The sequence below is a fragment of the Roseibium marinum genome (genome assembly GCF_002906165.1).
Taxonomy (GTDB): domain Bacteria; phylum Pseudomonadota; class Alphaproteobacteria; order Rhizobiales; family Stappiaceae; genus Roseibium; species Roseibium marinum.
This window is the reverse complement of the sequence record NZ_PPCN01000002.1, coordinates 143,505-161,857: the sequence shown is the minus strand read 5'-3', so window position 1 is coordinate 161,857 and position 18,353 is coordinate 143,505. Positions and strand designations below refer to the sequence as shown.

Below are 18,353 nucleotides of genomic sequence, written 5' to 3'. Positions count from 1 at the left end.
AAGGATTGTCACAGGCGATTGACGGTCCAGGTGTCAGTCAAGTTCGTCCATCTCCGGAGCGGTCTTGGCCACCTTGTGCCGGAGGGTCATCCGGTCCCGCGTGGAGACACCGAGCAGTTCGGCCACCCGCCAGATGGTGTTGTCCTCGAATTCGTGGACCTGACCGTCCGCATAGACGATTTCCCACATCATCTCGACAATGGCGAGGCGTTCTGTCTCGTCGGTAGTGCGCTTCAGGATGGATGTGAAACCGTAAAGATCCACGGCCTCCTCATCGCGCTGCCTGGCGATGTTGATGAGCTCCGTGGTTTCCTTGTCCGTCAGCTCGTAGCGTTGCTGCAGGATCTGACGGAGCTTTTCGCTCTCGCTCTCCTCGATGACGCCGTCAATATCGATCAGATGAAACAACAAGGCCGCCGCCGCCAGACGTTTGTCGTCCTCTGCGAAGGTCTTGTCCCCACTGTCGCCAAAAGTCAGTTCGCGAACAAAGCTTTTCAGCGAATCCAGCATGTCTTTCGTCCCTTTTTCCCGGCCGCGCCCCCGGCAACCTGGAGTATCCCGCTCTCATTCAAACCAAGCAAAGACGCTCCTGCCTTCCAAGATCAATCAACTCTTCCGCTCTGCTGAGGTTCCATAACAAAGCGGGCTGATCCAGATAGCCATAACAAAGTTTCTTTAGCATCAAAGAGTTGATGATGACTTTAAACGAATGACACGGGAACAGAAACCGGCATTTCATAATCAGCTTTTTTGAATCGTTCTAAACTATTGATTTTTTTGGATTTTTAACTTGACTTCAAGCCTCATAAAATGTTTTGACCGGTTTCTGAAAAGCGCTTCCGGCGCGTCGAAATCATTCAGTTTTCGCCTGTGGACTGACCTTTACCTGCCGCGGGCGGCATTTAAATCGGGATGGAAAAATGAATTCTTTCAAACTTGGCCTTCTGGCCGCCACCGCCCTTTTCGTCAGCCCGGCATTGGCCGCGGGCCCCGCGGACGTCCTGTCGACCTATGGCGATATCGCCCAGGCGAAATATGAAGATTCCCTGGAAAGCGCCAAGACGCTCAAAGCCGCCATTGAAGCGCTGGTTGCCGAGCCGACCGAAGCCAATCTGACTGCTGCCCGCGCTGCCTGGGTCGAAGCACGCAATCCCTACCAGCAGACCGAAGCCTACCGCTTCGGCAATGCCATCGTCGATGACTGGGAAGGCAAGGTGAATGCCTGGCCTCTGGACGAGGGCCTGATCGACTATGTCGACACATCCTATGGCGAGGATTCCGAAGAAAACGCCTTCTACACCGCGAATGTCGTCGCCAATCCGAGCCTGAAGGTCGGCGGCGAGACGATCGATGCCAGCGTGATCACGGCCGAGCTGCTTGCCGAAACCCTGCAGGAAGCCGGCGAAGTCGAAGCGAATGTCGCGACCGGCTATCATGCCATCGAATTCCTTCTCTGGGGCCAGGACCTGAACGGCACCGACGCGGGCGCGGGCAACCGTCCGGCGACGGATTTCGATGCGGCCAATTGCACCGGCGGCAATTGCGAGCGCCGCATCCAGTATCTTCAGGCCGCGACCGATCTGCTGATTTCCGATCTGGAAGAAATGTCGGCGGCATGGGCTCCGGGCGGTGCCGCCCGTGAGGACCTGGCCGGCAAGGGCGATGAAGGCGGTCTCGCAACGATCCTGACCGGCATGGGTTCCCTTTCCTATGGAGAGCTGGCCGGTGAGCGTATCAAGCTCGGCCTGATGCTGCACGATCCGGAAGAAGAGCACGACTGTTTCTCCGACAACACACACATGTCCCACTACAATGACGTGGTCGGTATCCGGAACGTCTATTTCGGCGAATACAAGAGCCCGCTCGGAAACGATGTTACCGGCGCGTCTCTGGCGGAAATGGTCGCGGAAAAGGATCCGGCCCTGGCGGAAGAGATGAAGGCGAAGCTGGACGCCACGCTGGTCGCATTCGAGGTCATGAAGGCCCGCGCCGAAGGCGGTGAAGCCTATGACCAGATGATCGGCGAAGGCAATGACGAGGGCAACGCCGTCGTTCAGGCCGCCGTCGATGCCCTGGTCGACCAGACTGCTTCAATCGAACGCGTTGTGAAAGTGCTCGAGTTGCACGACATTGCTTTCGAAGGATCCGACAGCCTGGACAATCCGACCGCCGTTTTCCAATAAGAACCAGGGGTCGGGTGGTGACGAAAACCACCTGACCCTAAACTTTCGCGGAATAGGGGCCCGCGGAAGAAAATCAGGATGCGAATATGGGATTATTCCCGATACCGGGCGCTGCTGCCGCAGCGGCGCTTGTTTGTTTTTCGGCAGGGTGCCTGTCGGCGGAAGAGCCTCTGGCGCACCGGACAGACCTGTCGGTGGCGGACCGCGCGAAGGCGGCGCAAGTGCTCCGGCTGCCAAGTGAATTCGACCGGCCAGAACCATTCGAACCGATGCAGGGCGGCGCGGGAACGTCAACCCGGCGGCCCGGGCGGGACGCCTATTCCCAGTCAAACGCCAATCTCACCTTCGAAGAAGAACAGACCTTCAAACTCGGCAACGGGCTGTTCAAGAAGTTGTGGACCTCTTCCCCATCCTCGACACAGGCCTCCGACGGTCTCGGGCCGCTGTTCAACGCCCGCTCCTGCCAGGGATGCCATCTGAAGGACGGACGCGGGCGACCGCCCCGGCCCGGGGATGAGGCCGTCTCGCTGTTCCTGCGGCTTTCCGTTCCGCCGCAGAGCGAAGAGCAGCGCCGGGAGCTTGCCGCGAGGAAGATCCTGTCGGTTCCCGAGCCCACCTATGGCGGCCAGTTCCAGACGTTCGCCGTCACCGGACTTCAGGCCGAAGGGCGGTTCGACATCGAGCATGAAAACATCGAAATACCGCTCAACGGCGGCGAGACAGCGGTGCTTCACAAGCCGGTCTACACGATGCGGGATCTCGGATACGGCGAGATGCATCCGGAGACGATGATTTCACCGCGTGTCGCGCCGCCGATGATGGGCCTTGGTCTGCTGCAGGCGATACATCCGGGCGATATGGAAGATCTTGCCGATCCGGAGGATCTCGACGGGGACGGAATTTCCGGCCGGATCAGCCATGTGCCAGATCCGAAGTCCGGTGAAATCACCCTCGGCCGCTTTGGCTGGAAGGCGTCGAAACCGACGATCCGGGCGCAGTCGGCGGCCGCATTTTCAGGCGATATCGGTCTGAGCTCGCCTGATGAGCCGGATAATTACGGCGATTGCACACCGGCCCAGACGGGCTGCCGCGCGCTGCCGCATGGCGAGCAGGCCCGGTTGGGTGAGACGGAAACTCCAGATCCGGTCATGGATCTGGTGACGTTCTATTCGGAAAACCTGGCGGTGCCGATGCGGCGCGACGTCGACGACCCGGATGTTCTCAGGGGCAAGCAGATTTTCTACGGCTCCGGCTGCGCCTCGTGCCATCGACCGAAATACGTGACCAGCCGCGACGCGGAAAATCCGGCGCACAGGTTTCAGCTGATCTGGCCCTATACCGATCTGCTGCTGCATGACATGGGCGAGGGTCTCGCGGACGGGCGGCCGGTGGGCGACGCGGACGGGCGCGAATGGCGCACGCCGCCGCTCTGGGGGATCGGCCTGACGCGGACGGTCAACGATCACACGCGGTTCCTGCATGACGGGCGCGCGCGGAACCTGCTGGAAGCGATCCTGTGGCATGGCGGCGAAGCGACGCAGGCGCGTGACAACGTCATTGCATTAAGTCCCGGGGATCGTCAGTCTCTGATCAAGTTCCTGGAGTCCTTGTAATGCGTTTTTGGGTAATGCGTTTTTGGTTTTTGGCGGCCTTCGCCGTGTTTTCTGCCGCGCCGGCGATGGCTGCGGATTTCAACCCGCCGATCGACCGGCTGATTTCGAACTATATCCGTCCGGCGATGACGGAATTTGCCGCAGTCACGGACAGGCTCCCGGATGCGGTGGCTTCCGTTTGTTCCAGTGCCGGCCCGGCGGAGATTGCCGGGTTCCAGGCCGCCTATTCGGATAGTCTTCGTGCCTTCTCGAGAGTTCACTTTCTGAGGTTCGGTCCGCTTCTCGACGATGACCGGCTCAGCCGGCTTGCCTTTCTTCCCGACCCGCGCGGCATCGCACAGCGCCAGATCCGCAAGATCTATGCGCAAAAAGATCCAAGTGTCGGGTCCGCGGAAAGTCTGAGGGACAAGAGCGTGGCGGTTCAGGGACTGACGGCGCTGCAGATGATCGCCTTCGACACTGAGAGCGAAGTGGTTCTCGGCAGCCCGGACGATGACAAGGACTACACTTGCGGTTATGCGCTGGCGATTGCCCGGAACCTTGCCGCGATTGCGGCCGGACTCGATGCCGACTGGTCGGACCCGGACGGATATCGGGCGGTGCTGTTGTCGGGCGGCCCCCGGAATGACCGGTACAGGACGTCCAAGGAAGCGATGGAAGATGTGTTCAATGCGCTGGTCACCGGCCTGATCATTGTCCGCGACCAGGATCTTCTTCCGGCGCTTGGCGCATCCGCGGCCAAGGCCAAAGCGAACCGCTTGCCGTTTTCCCGGTCCGGCAATTCCATCGTGTTTCTTTCCGGTGAATTGCACGGCATCCAGGATGCCGTTGCCAGCCTTGAGCTGGAAGACATGACGCCAACCGATTTTCAGTGGATCTTTGCCGCGCTCGACTTTGAATTCGGCAACGCTCAGGCGTTTTTGAGCGGACTGGAACCGCCGCTGCGGCGGACCTTCGGAGAAGGCGACAGTTATTCGCAGATATCGGTGCTGGCAATCACGCTGAAGTCCATCCGCGATACCATGGCGCTCGAACTCGCAGGCGCCCTGGAACTTGCCGGCGGTTTCAATGCTCTAGACGGTGACTAGGCCGTGTGGACGAATTGGGGACGCATTTCGTGAAAAAAGAGGCGAGAGATTGCGGCGAAAGATCCGCGGAGCGTATCGGCGATGCGTTCAAGGGTCCTTTGGCGTCAGGTCGAAGTCTCTTGTCTCACCTGAAGACCCGGGCCCGCAGCGCCCAATCCCCGCGCCAATCCGTCTTGATGATGCGCCCGCATCACCTGCGCCGGATTGACTTGATCTTGAACGATGCAGCTCCCGGCGAAATGCATCTCCAATTCGTGCACACGGCCTAGAACGAGATGACCCACGCAATCAAGACCGTTTCCAGAAGAAGTTTTCTTGCCGCCATGGGCAGTCTGGCGGCGGCGCCGGTCTTTTCCGGGTCCACGCTTGCGGCGAGCCTGCTGAACCGGGAGGCGGCCGACGGCGTTCCGCTTTTCGCCAGCGCCTACCGGAAAGCCGATGGCGAATTCGGCGTCGGCATTGTCGATGACCTTGGCCAGATCCTCGCGCAGATCACGTTGCCGGGCCGGGGGCACGGTATCGCGGTCGCGCCGGAGGGGTCCCGGTTCGTCGCCTTTGCCAGACGGCCGGGAACCTTCGCCGTCGTCGTGAGACCTTTCGAGGATGTCCAGCCCGAACTGATCACCTCCGAACCCGGCAGGCATTTTTACGGACATGGGTGTTTTTCGGCCGACGGCCGGTTGCTCTATGCGGTGGAGAACGATTTCGCCGCCGCACGCGGTGTCGTCGGCATCTACGACACGAGCGGCAGTGCGACACGGCGTATCGGCGAGTTCGAGACCAACGGTATCGGACCGCATGACGTTCTTCTTGGGCCAGATTATCGCACCCTGATCGTTGCCAATGGCGGAATTGAAACTCGTCCCGACATGGGCCGCGAGAAACTCAACCTGGATACGATGGCGCCGTCCGTGGTGTTCATCGACAGCCGCAGCGGGGATATTCTCGCCCAGCATGCGCTGGACAAGGAGCTGCACCAGCTTTCGCTCCGCCACATGGCGCTGGATGCCGAAGGCCGGGTCTGGGCCGGTGGCCAGTTCGAAGGTCCGCTTGACGAGGTGCCGCCACTGGTCGGGGTTTTCTCCCGGGATGCGGCGCCGAAACTTACCGCCATCCCGGAACCTGTCGCTTCCGGCCTGCAGAACTATATCGGTTCGGTTGCGGCCAATGCCGGTGGTGAGGTGATTGCGGCCTCCGCGCCGCGCGGCGGGCAGACGCTGTTCTGGAACGCATCCACCGGCGCGTATCTCGGCGCCCGGTCGATCCCGGACGGCTGCGGCGTTGCCCCGATCGATCAGGGCAGTTTTCTGATCTCGGATGGAAACGGCGCGCTTTCCCTGGTGAGCGATCCGGCCGCTCCGGCGGAAATCCTGGCTCGTCCGCCGGGTATTTCCTGGGACAATCACCTGTTTAATCTCGCAAAGATCGACGCTGCGTAACATTTAAACGGTCACAAACCCGCACTTTTCCTGCTTTTGTCAAATTCAACGGGCATCTTTAAGTTCGGATTGGTCTACATTGGGGCCGATTCGCGAAAGGGAGACGTTGAAATGCGGCGGCTTTTGATCGGACTGGGCAGTCTGGTATTCATGCTTGTGACCATCGTCCTGGTGGTTCCACTGTTCCTGCCCAAGGACGAAATCAAGCGTCAGGTAGTCGAAGAAGTGGACAAACGTCTCGGCTGGCGTGTCCGTCTCGACGGGCCTGTGTCCCTGTCCCTGTTCCCGGGGTTTTCTCTCGTTGCGGAAAATATCGGACTCTCCGGTGAAGCAGGCGCGGACGGGATTGAATTCGCCAAGGCCGAGCGGGTCGAGTTCGGGCTGGCCTGGGCCGGGTTGATCTCAGGCAATGTTCAGGTGACCGCAATTGCGCTCGACAAGCCCGACATCTATCTGGAGATCGGCCCTGACGGCGCCACAAGCTGGGAACCTCGCAGAGATCTGGAAGGCGAAACGCCAGCGTCGGACGCAGGGACCGCCGCACCGCGTGTCGTGGATAGCACCGCTGAGGACACGCCTGCCGAAACAGGCGGTCAGGCCGGATCGCCTTCGGAAGGATATCTGAAAAGCATCGGCGTCGACAGTCTGAAGATTACCGGCGGCACGCTGACCTACAAGGATCAATCCGGCGGGCAGCCGCTCAAGGTTGGCAATCTGGACCTGGCGCTGCGGGCTCCGGACCTTGGCGGCGATGTGGATCTTACCGCGAGCTTCACATTTCAGGACATGCCGATCAGCGTGGCCGGCACATTGACCGATCCCCTCGGCTTGAGCGCGGGCGAACAGACGCCCGTCTCCCTGACCGTCTCCTCCGGGGAGAACACGGTGAAGGTTACGGGCGAGGCCGGTCTGGGCCCGCTGCGGGCGGATCTGGCGCTTGAAGGCGGAGGACCTTCCCTGAAGGCGCTTGCCGCTCTGGCGGGGCAGCAGATAGCGACCGATCCGGGCGCTTATCAACTGGACGCGAAGGTTTCTGGCAGCGAAGCAGCCGTTTCGATCGCGGACCTTCATCTGGTCCTCGGTGAGCTTTCCCTGGGCGGGGCGGCGGATGCGGATCTTTCCGGACTGGTGCCGGAAGTCTCCGGCCGGCTTGTTCTGAAGGACGGATCCATATCGGACCTTCTGCTGCTCGCGGGACAGGATCTGCCGGCCAGCGGCAAATTGAGCGCGGATCTGGCGTTTGAAACGGTCGGCATGACCGGTGAGGAACTGGTGGCAGGTCTTGACCTCAACGGATCCGTCTCGATCGCCGGCGGCGAGATCGGCGGTCTCGGACTGGCGTCCGCCATGGGCGGCGACCCGGAAGCCGACAGACTGACAAACCTTGCCATGGATGTGGAGCTGCAGGGTCTTGAAAAGCCGATTGCCCTCAGTGGCGCGCTTTCCTGGCGCGGTGAAGCGTTCAGTCTTACGGGGCGGGCGGACACGGCCAAGCTGCTTGCCGGAAACGCCGCGCCGGTGTCGTTGACCGTGAAGGGCAAGCGGCTGAGTGCCGGATTTGACGGCAAGGCGTCAACGTCGGGCGCACTTGATGGCGCTGTAAACGTCGAAACAGCGGATCTGCGCGGACTGATGGCCTGGATGGGCCAGCCGATCGGCGCGGGCAACGGACTGAAGACCTTCAAGGCCTCCGGCATTTTCGGCATGCAGGGGGACACGCTCACATTTGAGGAAACCCGCTTCACGCTGGACGCGACCTCCGGAGAGGCGAACGGCAAGGTTCGGCTGGGCGGCAAACCTAGCGTCACGGCGCGGCTTGCGCTGCGTGAGCTGGTGCTTGACCCCTATCTGGGCGGAACTTCCGGATCGGGTGGCGGTGCGGCAAGGTCCTCCGGGTCTTCCGGCGGCGGCAAGAGCAATGGCAACGGCGGCAAAAAGGGAAGCGCTTCCAACTGGAGCACGGCGCCGATCGATTTTTCCGGCCTGCAGGCTGTGGATGCCGACCTCAAGCTCACGACCCGCGAAATCCGCTGGGAGAAGATCAAGATCGACGAAAGCGCGCTGTCAACCACTATCAAGAACGGTGTCCTGACCGCCAATCTGGAGAAGTTCGCGCTTTACGGGGGCACGGGAAGCGGAACCGTGACGCTGAACGGCGCGTCGGCAACGCCGCAAATCGCCGCCAAGGTTTCGCTCGCCAAACTGAACGCCTATCCCCTGTTGCGCGACGCGGCGGGATTTGACTGGATCGAGGGCAAGGCGGCGATCAGCCTGGATGTGACTTCCAAGGGTGGAAGCGAAATGGCGCTTGTCCAGGGGTTGAACGGCACGGTGAGCTACCAGTTCGCCGATGGGGCGATCCGGGGCATCAACATTCCCCAAATGGTCAGGGGCCTGTCCCTCGATACCTTGCTCGGCTGGCAGGAGGCTTCGTCGGCGAAAACCGATTTCAGCTCTCTCGGGGCGACGTTCCAGATCAAGAATGGCGTTGCCACGACAAAAGACCTTTCGCTGGTCGGCCCGCTGGTCCGCATGAGCGGCAAGGGCACGACCGACATGCCGAAGCAGAGCCTTGCCTGGAGGGTGGAGCCGAAAATCGTGCCGACGCTCGAAGGCCAGGCGCCGCGGCCGCGCCGCAAGGGCGAGGACAAGAAGCTCGCCGGGCTGGGCGTGCCGATCGTGATCGAGGGTTCCTGGAACGATCCGCGCATCTATCCGGACATCAAGGGAATCCTGGACGACCCGGAAGCGGCCTACAAACAGCTGCAGAAATCCGGCGGGGAACTGATTTCGATCCTCCAGGGCAAGAAAGAGCCTTCCGAGGCGCTGGTCGATACCGCAAACAAGGCGATCCAGAAGGCGACGGGCGGCCGCACCCAGATCGATGTCCAGAAGGTTATCGAGGGCGACGTCGACGACGAGGAAGTTCTCAAGGCCGTCGAGGAAGGCTTCGGCCTGCCGGCCGGCCTGCTGGGGAACGTGTTCGGGAACAAGAAAAAGAAGAATTAAGGTGTCTTCGACCGGTTCCCGGGAACCGGTTTATCCTGCTTCGGGACTTCGAAATCGAACGATTACATGCATGTAATCGCATGCTCTAAAACTGTCTGGCCTTCCGGGCCAGTTCGGTGCCAGGGCTGACACGCATCAGGCGCAGTTCGCCGAAACTGCGGATGTCCTGTTTGCCGAGATCCGTGAGATGAAACTCGTCGGCGAGGAATTCCTCCATGGTGCCGGGTGCGACGACACACATGGGACTGGCAAACGCCTGCAGGCGTGCTGCCAGGTTCACAGCCGATCCGAAAACGTCATAGACATATTTTTGTATACCGACCACCGATCCGACGGCGGAACCGGTGCCGAGGCCGATGCGTGCCTCCCATTTGTGCTGGTGGCTCTGGTTTCGGCGTTCCAGATACCGGACGAAACGGACGGCGCAATTGGCGACCGCGCGCGCATGATCCGGCGAGGGTTCCGGCATTCCTGCAACGGCAAGATAAGCGTCGCCGATGGTCTTGATCCTCTCGCAGCCGAATTGTTCGGCGATGCGGTCGAAGGCAGTGAAAATGTCGTTCAATTCGCCAAGTGTGACCGTCGGGTCATGTTCTGACGCAAACCGGGTGAAACCGACGAAATCCAGCATCACTACCGATACGCTTTCGTAGAGCTGGGGCGTGACAACTCCGAAGGTCTTGAACTCCTCATAGACCGAGCGTGGCATGAGGTTGAGCAGCAGGCGTTCAACACGTTCCTTCTCGCGCTCCAAATCCCGCGTGTTCCGTTCGACCATCGACGAATAGCTGTCGATCATCGATTCCAGTTCACGGATTCGCGTGATGTTCTGACACTCGGCAACATACAGGTCCTGCACGTCCGCGTTGGCAGGCGCAATTGACAGCGCAATGACCAGAGTCCGGCGCTTCACCTTGACAGAGAGTTCTCCGGTGTAGCGGCCATTTTGCTGAAGAGCCGCGCGGATTTCTTCCATGTCGACATCCCGAAGGACGTCTGGAAGGGACGATCCGGAATCCGGCTTGCCGAACCATTCCGAAAACGGTTCGTTCCAAAAAAGAAAATGCAAATCGTCTCCCCGCAGAACGGCAATGCCGACGCCGATGGCGCGCAGGAGTTGCTGGCTGATCGCGGTGATGCTCATGGAGTGCCGACCGACAGAATGGAAGTCCGGCGGGATTCGATTTCCCTCATGACGGTATCGATGTCCTGCGGCTCGATACCCTGCTCGGTGAGCGTCTCCTTCAGAAGCCTTCCCACCTCGTCAAAATCCTCGTGCGTGAGGTCCAGCGATGCATGGGCCTTTTTGATGCGCTCATCGGAATAGGAGACCGGGCCTCCTAGAAGCGAGGCAATGAACTTTGTCTGATGATCTATGAGACTTGGCATATCGACGTTGTCGAAAAAATCACCGATCTCATCGGAATCGAGTACCTTTTCATAAAAGGCCATAACGATGCGGCTGACGGATTTAAAACCGCCATATTTGTCAAAAAGGGCCTTTGCCATATCCGCGAAACTCAATTCCTGGTTAGCCACGATCAAATAAGTTTGAGAGTAGGCGACCGGGGCCTCAAAGAAAAGCCGTTTGGAACGTCCATTACAGGGTTCGATTACTTATCATCAAGCGCCGGACCTTCTTGTCGTCACGGGTGGAACGACCTCACGTCGTCGGCGATTGCAGCCGGTCTCGCGGCACCTGTGCACAGGGATATGCGGACAGGAGAGCTGGGCGGACCGTAATTCAGACTTGTTTTCAGATGCTCCAAGGGAGTGCCGGTATCGGAAGGATCGAGCGAGGAGGCTCAAAAGCCCAAGGCCTCCATCATCGCATCGACGCCGGAGTCAATCGGTTTCGCCGGCACGTGTTCACTATGAGCGTGAAACGCTCTTGTTGCCGATGCGCTGCAGGAAATCCCGGAGCCGGCCGACGAGCCGCTTTTTTGTAGCGCGGAGGGCATTGGAATATGTCGGCGACTGTTCATCCAGCCAGATCACGTTGACCGGCATGGAAGACATGGTCAGCTTGTCGGACCGCAGGGCCGTATCCGGATCGACGACCTCGTAGAAGCACTCATAGTCCGGCCATTGGTATCCGTCTTCCCAGGTCCAGCAATTGTGATCCTGGTAGTGGCGCATCAGCTTTTCGCCGAGCTTCTTGTCCGTCGGCAGCAAATCGGAAGCAGTGCCGATGCGCGGCGTGTTTCTCTCCATGAAATAGAGCACACGATCGCTGGCATAGCTGGAAACGAATAGCCTGATGTTCCGTCGCTTGCGGAGATGCGCGACGGCCCGGAAGACCTGAATATGTTCCTCGTGCCCATATTCGCCCCAGGGATTGTGGGTGACGACGAGGTCTCCGTCCTCAATGTGCGCTTCGAGGGCCTTCACAAGCAGGTGGAAGTTTTTCTTGTAGACGACCTTGTTTCGGCCGCAACGAACGCCGTAGCCGGTCTCTACCGGCTCGCGCCAGTGCGTGGAGTCGTAACAATGGGATTCGGGAATCTCCAGGCTGAGGGCATTGCTCAACGGGAAATCGTCGAAGACGGTCTGCCGCCCTTCGGTTGTCAGGGGGTCGTTTGGTGCTTCGCCGTAACACAGAACGACCTTTCTGGCCGTAGACAGAATTGAGCTCGCCCACAGCACCTCATCGTCGGGATGGGCCATGACGATGACGGCTGATTTGAAATTGTCCAGCTTCATCCTCATGGAAAGCCTTGGCCTTTAAATTCTGTTTTGTCCATTCGCGCATATGGCGAGCGATGCCTGGACTGAAACCCAATTTTCTTAAATGTTGGTTCAATCCGCAAAAAATCATCGGTATTTTTACAGGTGGGAATACTCTTCGGGCGTAGGCCGGTTCAAAACGCCAGCGCCGCCATCATCCTCTCGACGGCACCTTCCACCGTGCCGGTGTTTTCGATGCGGATGAGATTGGCGACGTTTTCCGGTTCCAGATCCGCACGTTCCAGCCGCTTCCGGATCTCCTGACGGGTTTCGCGGCCGCGGGCAGCGAGACGCTCGGCGAGAATTTCGACCGGAGCCGTGATCAGAAGAACGACGGCGTTTTCGTATTTCCGTTCAGCCTGTTTCAGGACCCGGCGGGAGCCGTTGGCAATGACGGTGCCGCCGGTGCGGATGATCTCGTCACAGGCTTTCGGGATGACATAACCGAGACCATGGGCTTCCCAGGCGAGCGCCACCTCGCCGGTGGCGACCAGCCGCTCGAACCCGGCCCGGTCCAGCGTATCGTGGTCCTCCGCGTCCGCATCCGCCTGCCGGGTGATGGCCCTTCGGGCGAATTGCACATCGCTCCGGCCCCGGAGCCGGGCTTTCAGTGCGGCCATCAGCGTATCCTTGCCGGCCCCGCTCGGACCGACGACAAGCACCATGCGGCCGGGGCCGAGTTTTGGCACTGGCGCGCCTGGCGTTTCCTCAGGCAACGCGCCGTCCCTGGCGCCAGACACCGCGCACGATGGGAACGTCGCCGACCAGCTTCACCTGGATGAGATCCGCCCTCAGTCCAGGCTGCAGCACGCCGCGATCCTTCAGGCCGATGGCTTTCGCCGGAGTCGAGGTGACCATGGCGACAGCCTTTGGCAGGGAAATCGCCTCGACTTCGTCGGCGAGCTGGAATGCCGCCTGGATCAGGGATACCGGGACATAATCGGAGGACAGCACGTCGAGATAACCGGCTTCCGCCAGCTCCTTCGCCGAGACATTGCCGGAATGGGACCCGCCGCGCACCACGTTCGGCGCGCCCATCAGCACGGCCATGCCGGCTTCATGCGACGCCTTGGCGGCCTCCGCGGTGGTCGGGAATTCGGCGATTCTGGTGTGCAGGTCGATCGCTTCGTCAACATGGTCGCGGGTTGCATCGTCATGGCTGGCGATGGTGATGCCGCGCTTCTGCGCGATCGCGGACAGCTGCTTGCGGTTCTCCGGCGCCAATCCGCTGGCACGTTCCTTTCTGCGGCGGATGAACTCGTCCATCTCGGCGTCGGAAAAACCCTTCTTGCCCTGGTAGTAGATCTTGTAGGAGTCCAGCGAAACGAACTGCCGCTGTCCGGGTGTGTGATCCATCAGGGAAATCAGCCGGATGCTGTCATCGTCCCGGAACACCTCGAAGGCTTCCAGAACGTCCGGGGCGGAGACCTCACAGCGCAGGTGAATGAAGTGATCGGCCCTGAGGCGATGTTCCTTCTGGCCGGTCTCGATGGCGTCGGCGAGAATGCGCATGTCGGGATAGCGCAGGTCCGCATCCTCGTCCATGCCGACCCTGAGGGCGTCGAACACCGTCGTGATACCCGCGCAGGCAATCTGCGCGTCATGGGCCTGGACGGCGGAGATGGCGTTCCAGCGAACTTTGGGTCGCGGCGCGTAATGGGTCTCGAGGTGATCGGTGTGAAGCTCGATCAGCCCGGGCAGCAGGTAGTCGCCGTCGCAATCGTGCCCGTCGGCCTCCGTCGGAGATCCGATCGCTTCGATCAGGCCGTTGCCGTCGAGCGAAAGAGATCCGTCAATGACTTCATCCGCCAGAACAAGCCTGGCGTTCCTGAAGACTTTCGGATGCGTGCTCATGCGTTCTCCTCGCGGGCGGTTCCGCCTGTCTGTTCTTCCGCTGCCTGCGGCGTGACGCTGCCGGTCAGCGCAAACACTTTCAACACCTGAAACGGATCGCCCGCTTGCGGCTCGACATAAAGCCCGAAGGTCCGGCAGGTGCGCGGCCGGCCGGTGACTTCGGCGAAAAAGGATCGTGCAGCCTGTGCCAGTGCGTCCGCTTCCGCATCGTTTTCCAGCTTGTTGGAAAGCGTCATGTGAAAGCGGAATTCTTCGAACACATACGGATAACCCCATGCCGTCAGATAGGCGTCCTGCCTGGAGGTCAGACCGCTTTTGCGGCGGCGTTCCAGATCGGCGGCGCTCAGGGGGGCGCGGAACGGTTCGAAGGTCCGCAGGCACTGGGCGGCAAAGGCTTGCAGCGCCGGTTCGCTTTCGTTCGGGGTCAGGGCCAGGAACCTGCCGAGCCGGTTGACGTCGAACCCCTGGATTTCAAATGGCGCAGTCCGGCCCGCAAACTCCGCGCAGGTTTCCAGTAGAGCCGCTTCGCTTTCTCCGCCACGGAGATAGAACGGCGCTTTCAGCGTGCCGTGAAAGCCGTAGCGGCGCGGGCTGGCGGTGAGTTCGCGAACCTTCTCCGGCGACAATCCGGCAATCTCCGGCTGCGAAAGGTCTCTGTCCGAAAAGGGATCGCGCCCGAGCCAGGCATTGCCGAGCTGCATCAGGCGGTCGTCGGCTTCGGCGGCGAAATAGATGGCGTAGCGCATGTCCGGAATTACGACTTCATATCTGGGGAGTTCGTGACCTAAAGAAAGGCGGTGACTTTTCTGTGACAGATTTCATTTGCTCGCAAGGCTTTCCTCATTTTTCGAGCCGACTTGCCTCAGGCGGCGGCCTCGGAACCGAACCTGGTAACGTCGATAATCCGGTCGGCGATTTCGGTGCGCACATCCTGATCGTGCAGAATGCCGACCATGGCAACCCCCTGCGCCTTTTTCTCCTCCACCAGCCGGACGACAACGGCCCGGTTGACGGCGTCGAGCGAGGCGGTCGGTTCGTCCAGAAGCAGGATCGGATAATGGGCGATGAAGCCGCGCGCGATGTTGACCCGCTGCTGCTCGCCGCCGGAAAAGGTCGCGGGCGGCAGGGTCCACAGGCGTTCGGGCACGTTGAGCCGCGACAGCAGCGCGCGCGCCGTGTTCCGTCCTTCCGTCTCGCCTGCCCCTTGCGTCATCAACGGTTCGGCAACCACATCCTCGGCGGACACGCGCGGGATGGTGCGCAGGAACTGGCTGACATAGCCGATGGTGCTTTCGCGCAGGCTGAGGACCCGGCGCGGTTCGGCCCCGGCCACGTTGATGATCTCGTCGCCGGCCGTGACAAGGATCTGACCCTCGTCGCAGCGGTAATTGCCGTAGATCATCTTCAGGATCGAACTCTTGCCGGCGCCCGAGGGACCGCCGAGCACGACGCATTCTCCGGCATTGACCGAGAACTCGACGTTTTCGACCACCGGAATGACGGTTCCGCCCTGCAGATGCATGGTGAAGGCCTTGCCGACATTGTTGAGGTAGAGACGGACTGGCATCTGAAGCGTCCTTTACACCTGGAGAATGGAAGAGACGAGAAGCTGGGTGTAGGGCTCGCGCGGATCGTCCAGCACCTGATCGGTCAGCCCGGTTTCGATGACATTGCCGTGGCGCATCACCATGATCCGGTGGGACAGCAGCCGGGCAACGGCAAGGTCGTGGGTGACGATCACCACCGACAGCCCGAGATCGGCCACCAGACGGCGCAGGAGATCCAGCAGGCGGGCCTGCACCGAAACATCGAGACCGCCGGTGGGTTCGTCCATGAAGACGAGTCTTGGCTGGGTGACGAGGTTGCGGGCGATCTGCAACCGCTGGCGCATGCCGCCGGAGAAGGAGCGCGGATCGTCGTCGATCCGGTCGCTGTCGATTTCCACCCGGCCAAGCCAGTCGTCCGCCGTGGAGCGGATATTGCCGTAATGGCGCGCGCCGACCGCCATCAGCCGCTCGCCGACATTCGCCCCGGCGGAGACATTCATGCGCAGGCCGTCGGCGGCGTTCTGGTGCACGAAGCCCCAGTCCGTGCGCATCAACAACCGGCGCTCTGCTTCGCTGAGCTGATAGAGATTGCGCATGGCGCCGTCGCGCATGCGGTATTCGATGGCGCCGGCCGTCGGTGCGAGGCGGGTGGAAAGGCAGTTGAGCAAGGTGGTCTTGCCGGAACCACTCTCGCCGACGATCGCCAGAACCTCGCCCGGCCAGAGATCGAAGGAGACCTCCGAGCAGCCGACACGGTCGCCGTAATAGCGGGTGACGTTATGGACCTGCAGCAGCGGGTCCTCCCCGTGAAACAGGTTCATCGGACTGTCTCCCCGGTTTTCGCGCCATCGATGCCGGTACTGCTGATACGGGCGGCCGCCGGATCCGCCGCCATCGGTCCGAGATGACCGTCCGCGCGGCGTTCCTCGCAATAGTCGCTGTCGGAACAGACGAACATGCGCCCGCCCCTGTCATCGAGGATGACCTCGTCGAGATAGACGTTTTCCGCGCCGCACAGGCCGCAGGGCTTGTCGAATTTCTGGATCTCGAAGGGATAATCCTCGAAATCGAGGCTCTTGACCTTCGTATAGGGCGGTATGGCGTAGATGCGTTTTTCCCGGCCCGCGCCGTAGAGCTGCAGCGCGGCCATCCGGTCGATCTTCGGATTGTCGAATTTCGGCGTCGGCGAGGGGTCCATCACATAGCGGTCGTTGACCTTGACCGGATAGGCATAGGTGGTGGCGATATGGCCGTTTTTGGCGATGTCCTCGTAGAGCTTCACATGCATGAGCCCGTAATCCTCCAGCGCGTGCATCTTGCGGGTCTCGGTCTCGCGCGGTTCCAGAAAGCGCAGGGGTTCGGGGATCGGCACCTGAAACACCAGGATCTGATCCCCGGTCAGGGGCTTTTCCGGAATGCGGTGGCGGGTCTGGATGATGGTGGCCTCCGCCGTCTCGCAGGTCGTCCTGACCTCGGCGGTCTTTTCGAAAAAGCCGCGCAGGGAGACAGCGTTGGTGGTGTCGTCGGACCCCTGGTCGATCATCTTCAGGCAATCGTCCCGCCCGAGGATTGCCGCCGTCACTTGCACACCGCCGGTGCCCCAGCCATAGGGCATCGGCATCTCGCGGGAGGCGAAGGGCACCTGATAGCCGGGAATGGCGATGCCCTTGAGGATCGCGCGGCGGATCATGCGTTTGGTCTGTTCGTCCAGATAGGCGAAATTGTATTCGCCCTGCTCATAAACGCTGTCCGGGATTTGTGCCGTATCGGTCATTGCGCGGCCTCCGTGGCGGCTTCGCCTTCTTCCTGCTGTTCGCGTCTGCCGAACCATTCGGCGCGCATGCGGCGCACCAGGTCGAGCTCGGCCTGGAAATCGACGTAATGCGGCAGTTTCAGGTGCTCGACAAAACCCGTCGCCTGGATGTTGTCTGAATGGGACAGGACGAATTCGATGTCCTGCGCAGGCGCGACCTGTTCCTCGCCAAGCTCCTGCCAGCGCATCGACCGGTCGACCATCGCCATCGACATGGCCTTGCGCTCCACCTGGCCGAAGACAAGTCCGTAGCCGCGCGTGAAGGTCGGGGCGGCCTGGGCGGAGCCTGCGAACTGGTTGACCATCTGGCACTCGGTGACCTTGATGGCGCCGAGCGTGACGGCGAACCCGAGCTCCTCGGCGAAGAATTCCACTTCGACCTCGCCATAGCGGATTTCACCGGCGAAGGGATGCGTGCGGCCGTAGCCGCGCTGGGTGGAATAGGCGAGCGCCAGCAGAAAGCCTTCGTCGCCGCGGGCAAGGTTCTGCAGCCTCAGGTCCCGGTCGGCGGGAAAGGACAGCGGCTCGCGGGTCAGGTCGCCGACAGGGGCGTCCTCGTCGGTGACGGGATCCGGTTCCATCAGGCCCTCGTCGCCCAGCAGGTCGGTGACGCGCGGCATGGGCCGGTCTTCGCTTTGTGCCGTTTCGACAGGTAGCTGCGCGCCGTCGTCTTCCGCGGCAAGAGCAAAGTCGAGCAGGCGGTGGCTGTAGTCGAAGGTGGGGCCCAGAACCTGGCCGCCCGGAAGATCCTTGTAGGTGGCCGAGACACGGCGCTCGACCAGCATGGCGCCGGTATCGACCGGCGTGCTGTAGCCGAAGCGCGGCAGTGTGGTGCGGTAGGCGCGCATCAGGAACGCTGCCTCGATCAGGTCGCCGCGCGCCTGCTTGATCGCCAGAGCGGCCAGCGTTTCGTCGTAGAGCGAGCCTTCGCCCATCACCCGCGCGACCGAATGCGACAGCTGCTGGGCGATCTGCTCCAGCGTCAGCGCCGGAACGGAGGTGTCGCCCCTGCGGCGCTTCGCCGTGAGTTTGTGGGCGTTGCGGATGGCCTTTTCGCCACCCTTGACGGCAACATACATG

The 18,353-nt window shown here is 61.2% G+C and carries 16 protein-coding genes; 5 read left to right on the top strand and 11 right to left on the bottom strand.

The window, feature by feature from the left end:
• Positions 1–33 precede the first annotated feature (33 nt).
• Positions 34–510, bottom strand: a complete 477-nt coding sequence (locus CLV41_RS07665; protein WP_103221734.1) for a tellurite resistance TerB family protein — start codon at positions 508–510, stop codon at positions 34–36.
• A gap of 410 nt (positions 511–920) precedes the next feature.
• On the opposite strand from CLV41_RS07665, the gene CLV41_RS07660 reads away from it, so the two are divergent.
• The 5 genes from CLV41_RS07660 (at position 921) to CLV41_RS07640 (ending at position 9,332) form a co-directional block, all read left to right on the top strand.
• Complete coding sequence (locus tag CLV41_RS07660) at positions 921–2,183, top strand: imelysin family protein (RefSeq protein ID WP_103221733.1); 1,263 nt, start codon at positions 921–923, stop codon at positions 2,181–2,183.
• 86 nt (positions 2,184–2,269) lie between these two features.
• A complete protein-coding gene (locus CLV41_RS07655) occupies positions 2,270–3,796 on the top strand; it encodes a di-heme oxidoreductase family protein (RefSeq protein ID WP_103221732.1) in 1,527 nt (508 codons plus the stop codon).
• Complete coding sequence (locus tag CLV41_RS07650; RefSeq protein WP_208987364.1) at positions 3,796–4,884, top strand: imelysin family protein; 1,089 nt, start codon at positions 3,796–3,798, stop codon at positions 4,882–4,884. The genes CLV41_RS07655 and CLV41_RS07650 overlap by 1 nt, the downstream gene beginning before the upstream one ends.
• Positions 4,885–5,159: 275 nt before the next feature.
• Positions 5,160–6,323 carry a DUF1513 domain-containing protein gene (locus tag CLV41_RS07645; protein ID WP_103221730.1) on the top strand — a complete coding sequence of 388 codons (1,164 nt, stop codon included), beginning with the start codon at positions 5,160–5,162 and terminating at the stop codon, positions 6,321–6,323.
• Positions 6,324–6,434: 111 nt separating this feature from the next.
• Complete coding sequence (locus CLV41_RS07640) at positions 6,435–9,332, top strand: AsmA family protein (protein ID WP_103221729.1); 2,898 nt, start codon at positions 6,435–6,437, stop codon at positions 9,330–9,332.
• 85 nt (positions 9,333–9,417) lie between these two features.
• Here CLV41_RS07640 and CLV41_RS07635 read toward each other — a convergent pair whose 3' ends face one another.
• From CLV41_RS07635 to CLV41_RS07590, 10 genes are all read right to left on the bottom strand, one after another.
• A complete protein-coding gene (locus tag CLV41_RS07635) occupies positions 9,418–10,476 on the bottom strand; it encodes an adenylate/guanylate cyclase domain-containing protein (protein WP_103221728.1) in 1,059 nt (352 codons plus the stop codon).
• Positions 10,473–10,841 (bottom strand): group I truncated hemoglobin, encoded by a 369-nt coding sequence (locus tag CLV41_RS07630; protein ID WP_103222004.1) that lies wholly within the window; start codon positions 10,839–10,841, stop codon positions 10,473–10,475. Before CLV41_RS07630 ends, CLV41_RS07635 begins: the two co-directional genes overlap by 4 nt.
• A 363-nt stretch (positions 10,842–11,204) precedes the next feature.
• On the bottom strand, positions 11,205–12,035 hold the full coding sequence (locus tag CLV41_RS07625) for a hypothetical protein (protein WP_103221727.1): 831 nt from the start codon (positions 12,033–12,035) through the stop codon (positions 11,205–11,207).
• A 158-nt stretch (positions 12,036–12,193) separates the two neighbouring features.
• Positions 12,194–12,748, bottom strand: coding sequence for a phosphonate metabolism protein/1,5-bisphosphokinase (PRPP-forming) PhnN (phnN, locus tag CLV41_RS07620; protein ID WP_208987363.1), 555 nt, complete (start codon positions 12,746–12,748; stop codon positions 12,194–12,196).
• 19 nt (positions 12,749–12,767) lie between these two features.
• On the bottom strand, positions 12,768–13,913 hold the full coding sequence (locus tag CLV41_RS07615) for an alpha-D-ribose 1-methylphosphonate 5-triphosphate diphosphatase (RefSeq protein ID WP_103221726.1): 1,146 nt from the start codon (positions 13,911–13,913) through the stop codon (positions 12,768–12,770).
• The gene (locus CLV41_RS07610; RefSeq protein WP_103221725.1) at positions 13,910–14,659 is read right to left on the bottom strand and encodes a DUF1045 domain-containing protein; all 750 of its coding nucleotides are present in this window, start codon (positions 14,657–14,659) and stop codon (positions 13,910–13,912) included. Before CLV41_RS07610 ends, CLV41_RS07615 begins: the two co-directional genes overlap by 4 nt.
• A gap of 116 nt (positions 14,660–14,775) precedes the next feature.
• A complete protein-coding gene (phnL, locus tag CLV41_RS07605) occupies positions 14,776–15,480 on the bottom strand; it encodes a phosphonate C-P lyase system protein PhnL (RefSeq protein WP_103221724.1) in 705 nt (234 codons plus the stop codon).
• Between the two features lie 12 nt (positions 15,481–15,492).
• A complete protein-coding gene (gene phnK, locus CLV41_RS07600; protein ID WP_103221723.1) occupies positions 15,493–16,281 on the bottom strand; it encodes a phosphonate C-P lyase system protein PhnK in 789 nt (262 codons plus the stop codon).
• Positions 16,278–17,234, bottom strand: a complete 957-nt coding sequence (locus tag CLV41_RS07595) for an alpha-D-ribose 1-methylphosphonate 5-phosphate C-P-lyase PhnJ (protein ID WP_103221722.1) — start codon at positions 17,232–17,234, stop codon at positions 16,278–16,280. Before CLV41_RS07595 ends, phnK begins: the two co-directional genes overlap by 4 nt.
• A complete protein-coding gene (locus CLV41_RS07590; protein ID WP_103221721.1) occupies positions 17,231–18,352 on the bottom strand; it encodes a carbon-phosphorus lyase complex subunit PhnI in 1,122 nt (373 codons plus the stop codon). The genes CLV41_RS07595 and CLV41_RS07590 overlap by 4 nt, the downstream gene beginning before the upstream one ends.
• Between the last annotated feature and the right edge of the window lies 1 nt (position 18,353).

Bases quoted from the DNA above. Each gene is read 5' to 3' on its own strand.
- CLV41_RS07665 (WP_103221734.1), bottom strand. From the start codon at position 510: ATGCTGGATTCGCTGAAAAGCTTTGTTCGCGAACTGACTTTTGGCGAC.
- CLV41_RS07660 (WP_103221733.1), top strand. From the start codon at position 921: ATGAATTCTTTCAAACTTGGCCTTCTGGCCGCCACCGCCCTTTTCGTC.
- CLV41_RS07655 (WP_103221732.1), top strand. From the start codon at position 2,270: ATGGGATTATTCCCGATACCGGGCGCTGCTGCCGCAGCGGCGCTTGTT.
- CLV41_RS07650 (WP_208987364.1), top strand. From the start codon at position 3,796: ATGCGTTTTTGGGTAATGCGTTTTTGGTTTTTGGCGGCCTTCGCCGTG.
- CLV41_RS07645 (WP_103221730.1), top strand. From the start codon at position 5,160: ATGACCCACGCAATCAAGACCGTTTCCAGAAGAAGTTTTCTTGCCGCC.
- CLV41_RS07640 (WP_103221729.1), top strand. From the start codon at position 6,435: ATGCGGCGGCTTTTGATCGGACTGGGCAGTCTGGTATTCATGCTTGTG.
- CLV41_RS07635 (WP_103221728.1), bottom strand. From the start codon at position 10,476: ATGAGCATCACCGCGATCAGCCAGCAACTCCTGCGCGCCATCGGCGTC.
- CLV41_RS07630 (WP_103222004.1), bottom strand. From the start codon at position 10,841: ATGGCAAAGGCCCTTTTTGACAAATATGGCGGTTTTAAATCCGTCAGC.
- CLV41_RS07625 (WP_103221727.1), bottom strand. From the start codon at position 12,035: ATGAAGCTGGACAATTTCAAATCAGCCGTCATCGTCATGGCCCATCCC.
- CLV41_RS07615 (WP_103221726.1), bottom strand. From the start codon at position 13,913: ATGAGCACGCATCCGAAAGTCTTCAGGAACGCCAGGCTTGTTCTGGCG.
- CLV41_RS07610 (WP_103221725.1), bottom strand. From the start codon at position 14,659: ATGCGCTACGCCATCTATTTCGCCGCCGAAGCCGACGACCGCCTGATG.
- phnL (WP_103221724.1), bottom strand. From the start codon at position 15,480: ATGCCAGTCCGTCTCTACCTCAACAATGTCGGCAAGGCCTTCACCATG.
- phnK (WP_103221723.1), bottom strand. From the start codon at position 16,281: ATGAACCTGTTTCACGGGGAGGACCCGCTGCTGCAGGTCCATAACGTC.
- CLV41_RS07595 (WP_103221722.1), bottom strand. From the start codon at position 17,234: ATGACCGATACGGCACAAATCCCGGACAGCGTTTATGAGCAGGGCGAA.
- CLV41_RS07590 (WP_103221721.1), bottom strand. From the start codon at position 18,352: ATGTATGTTGCCGTCAAGGGTGGCGAAAAGGCCATCCGCAACGCCCAC.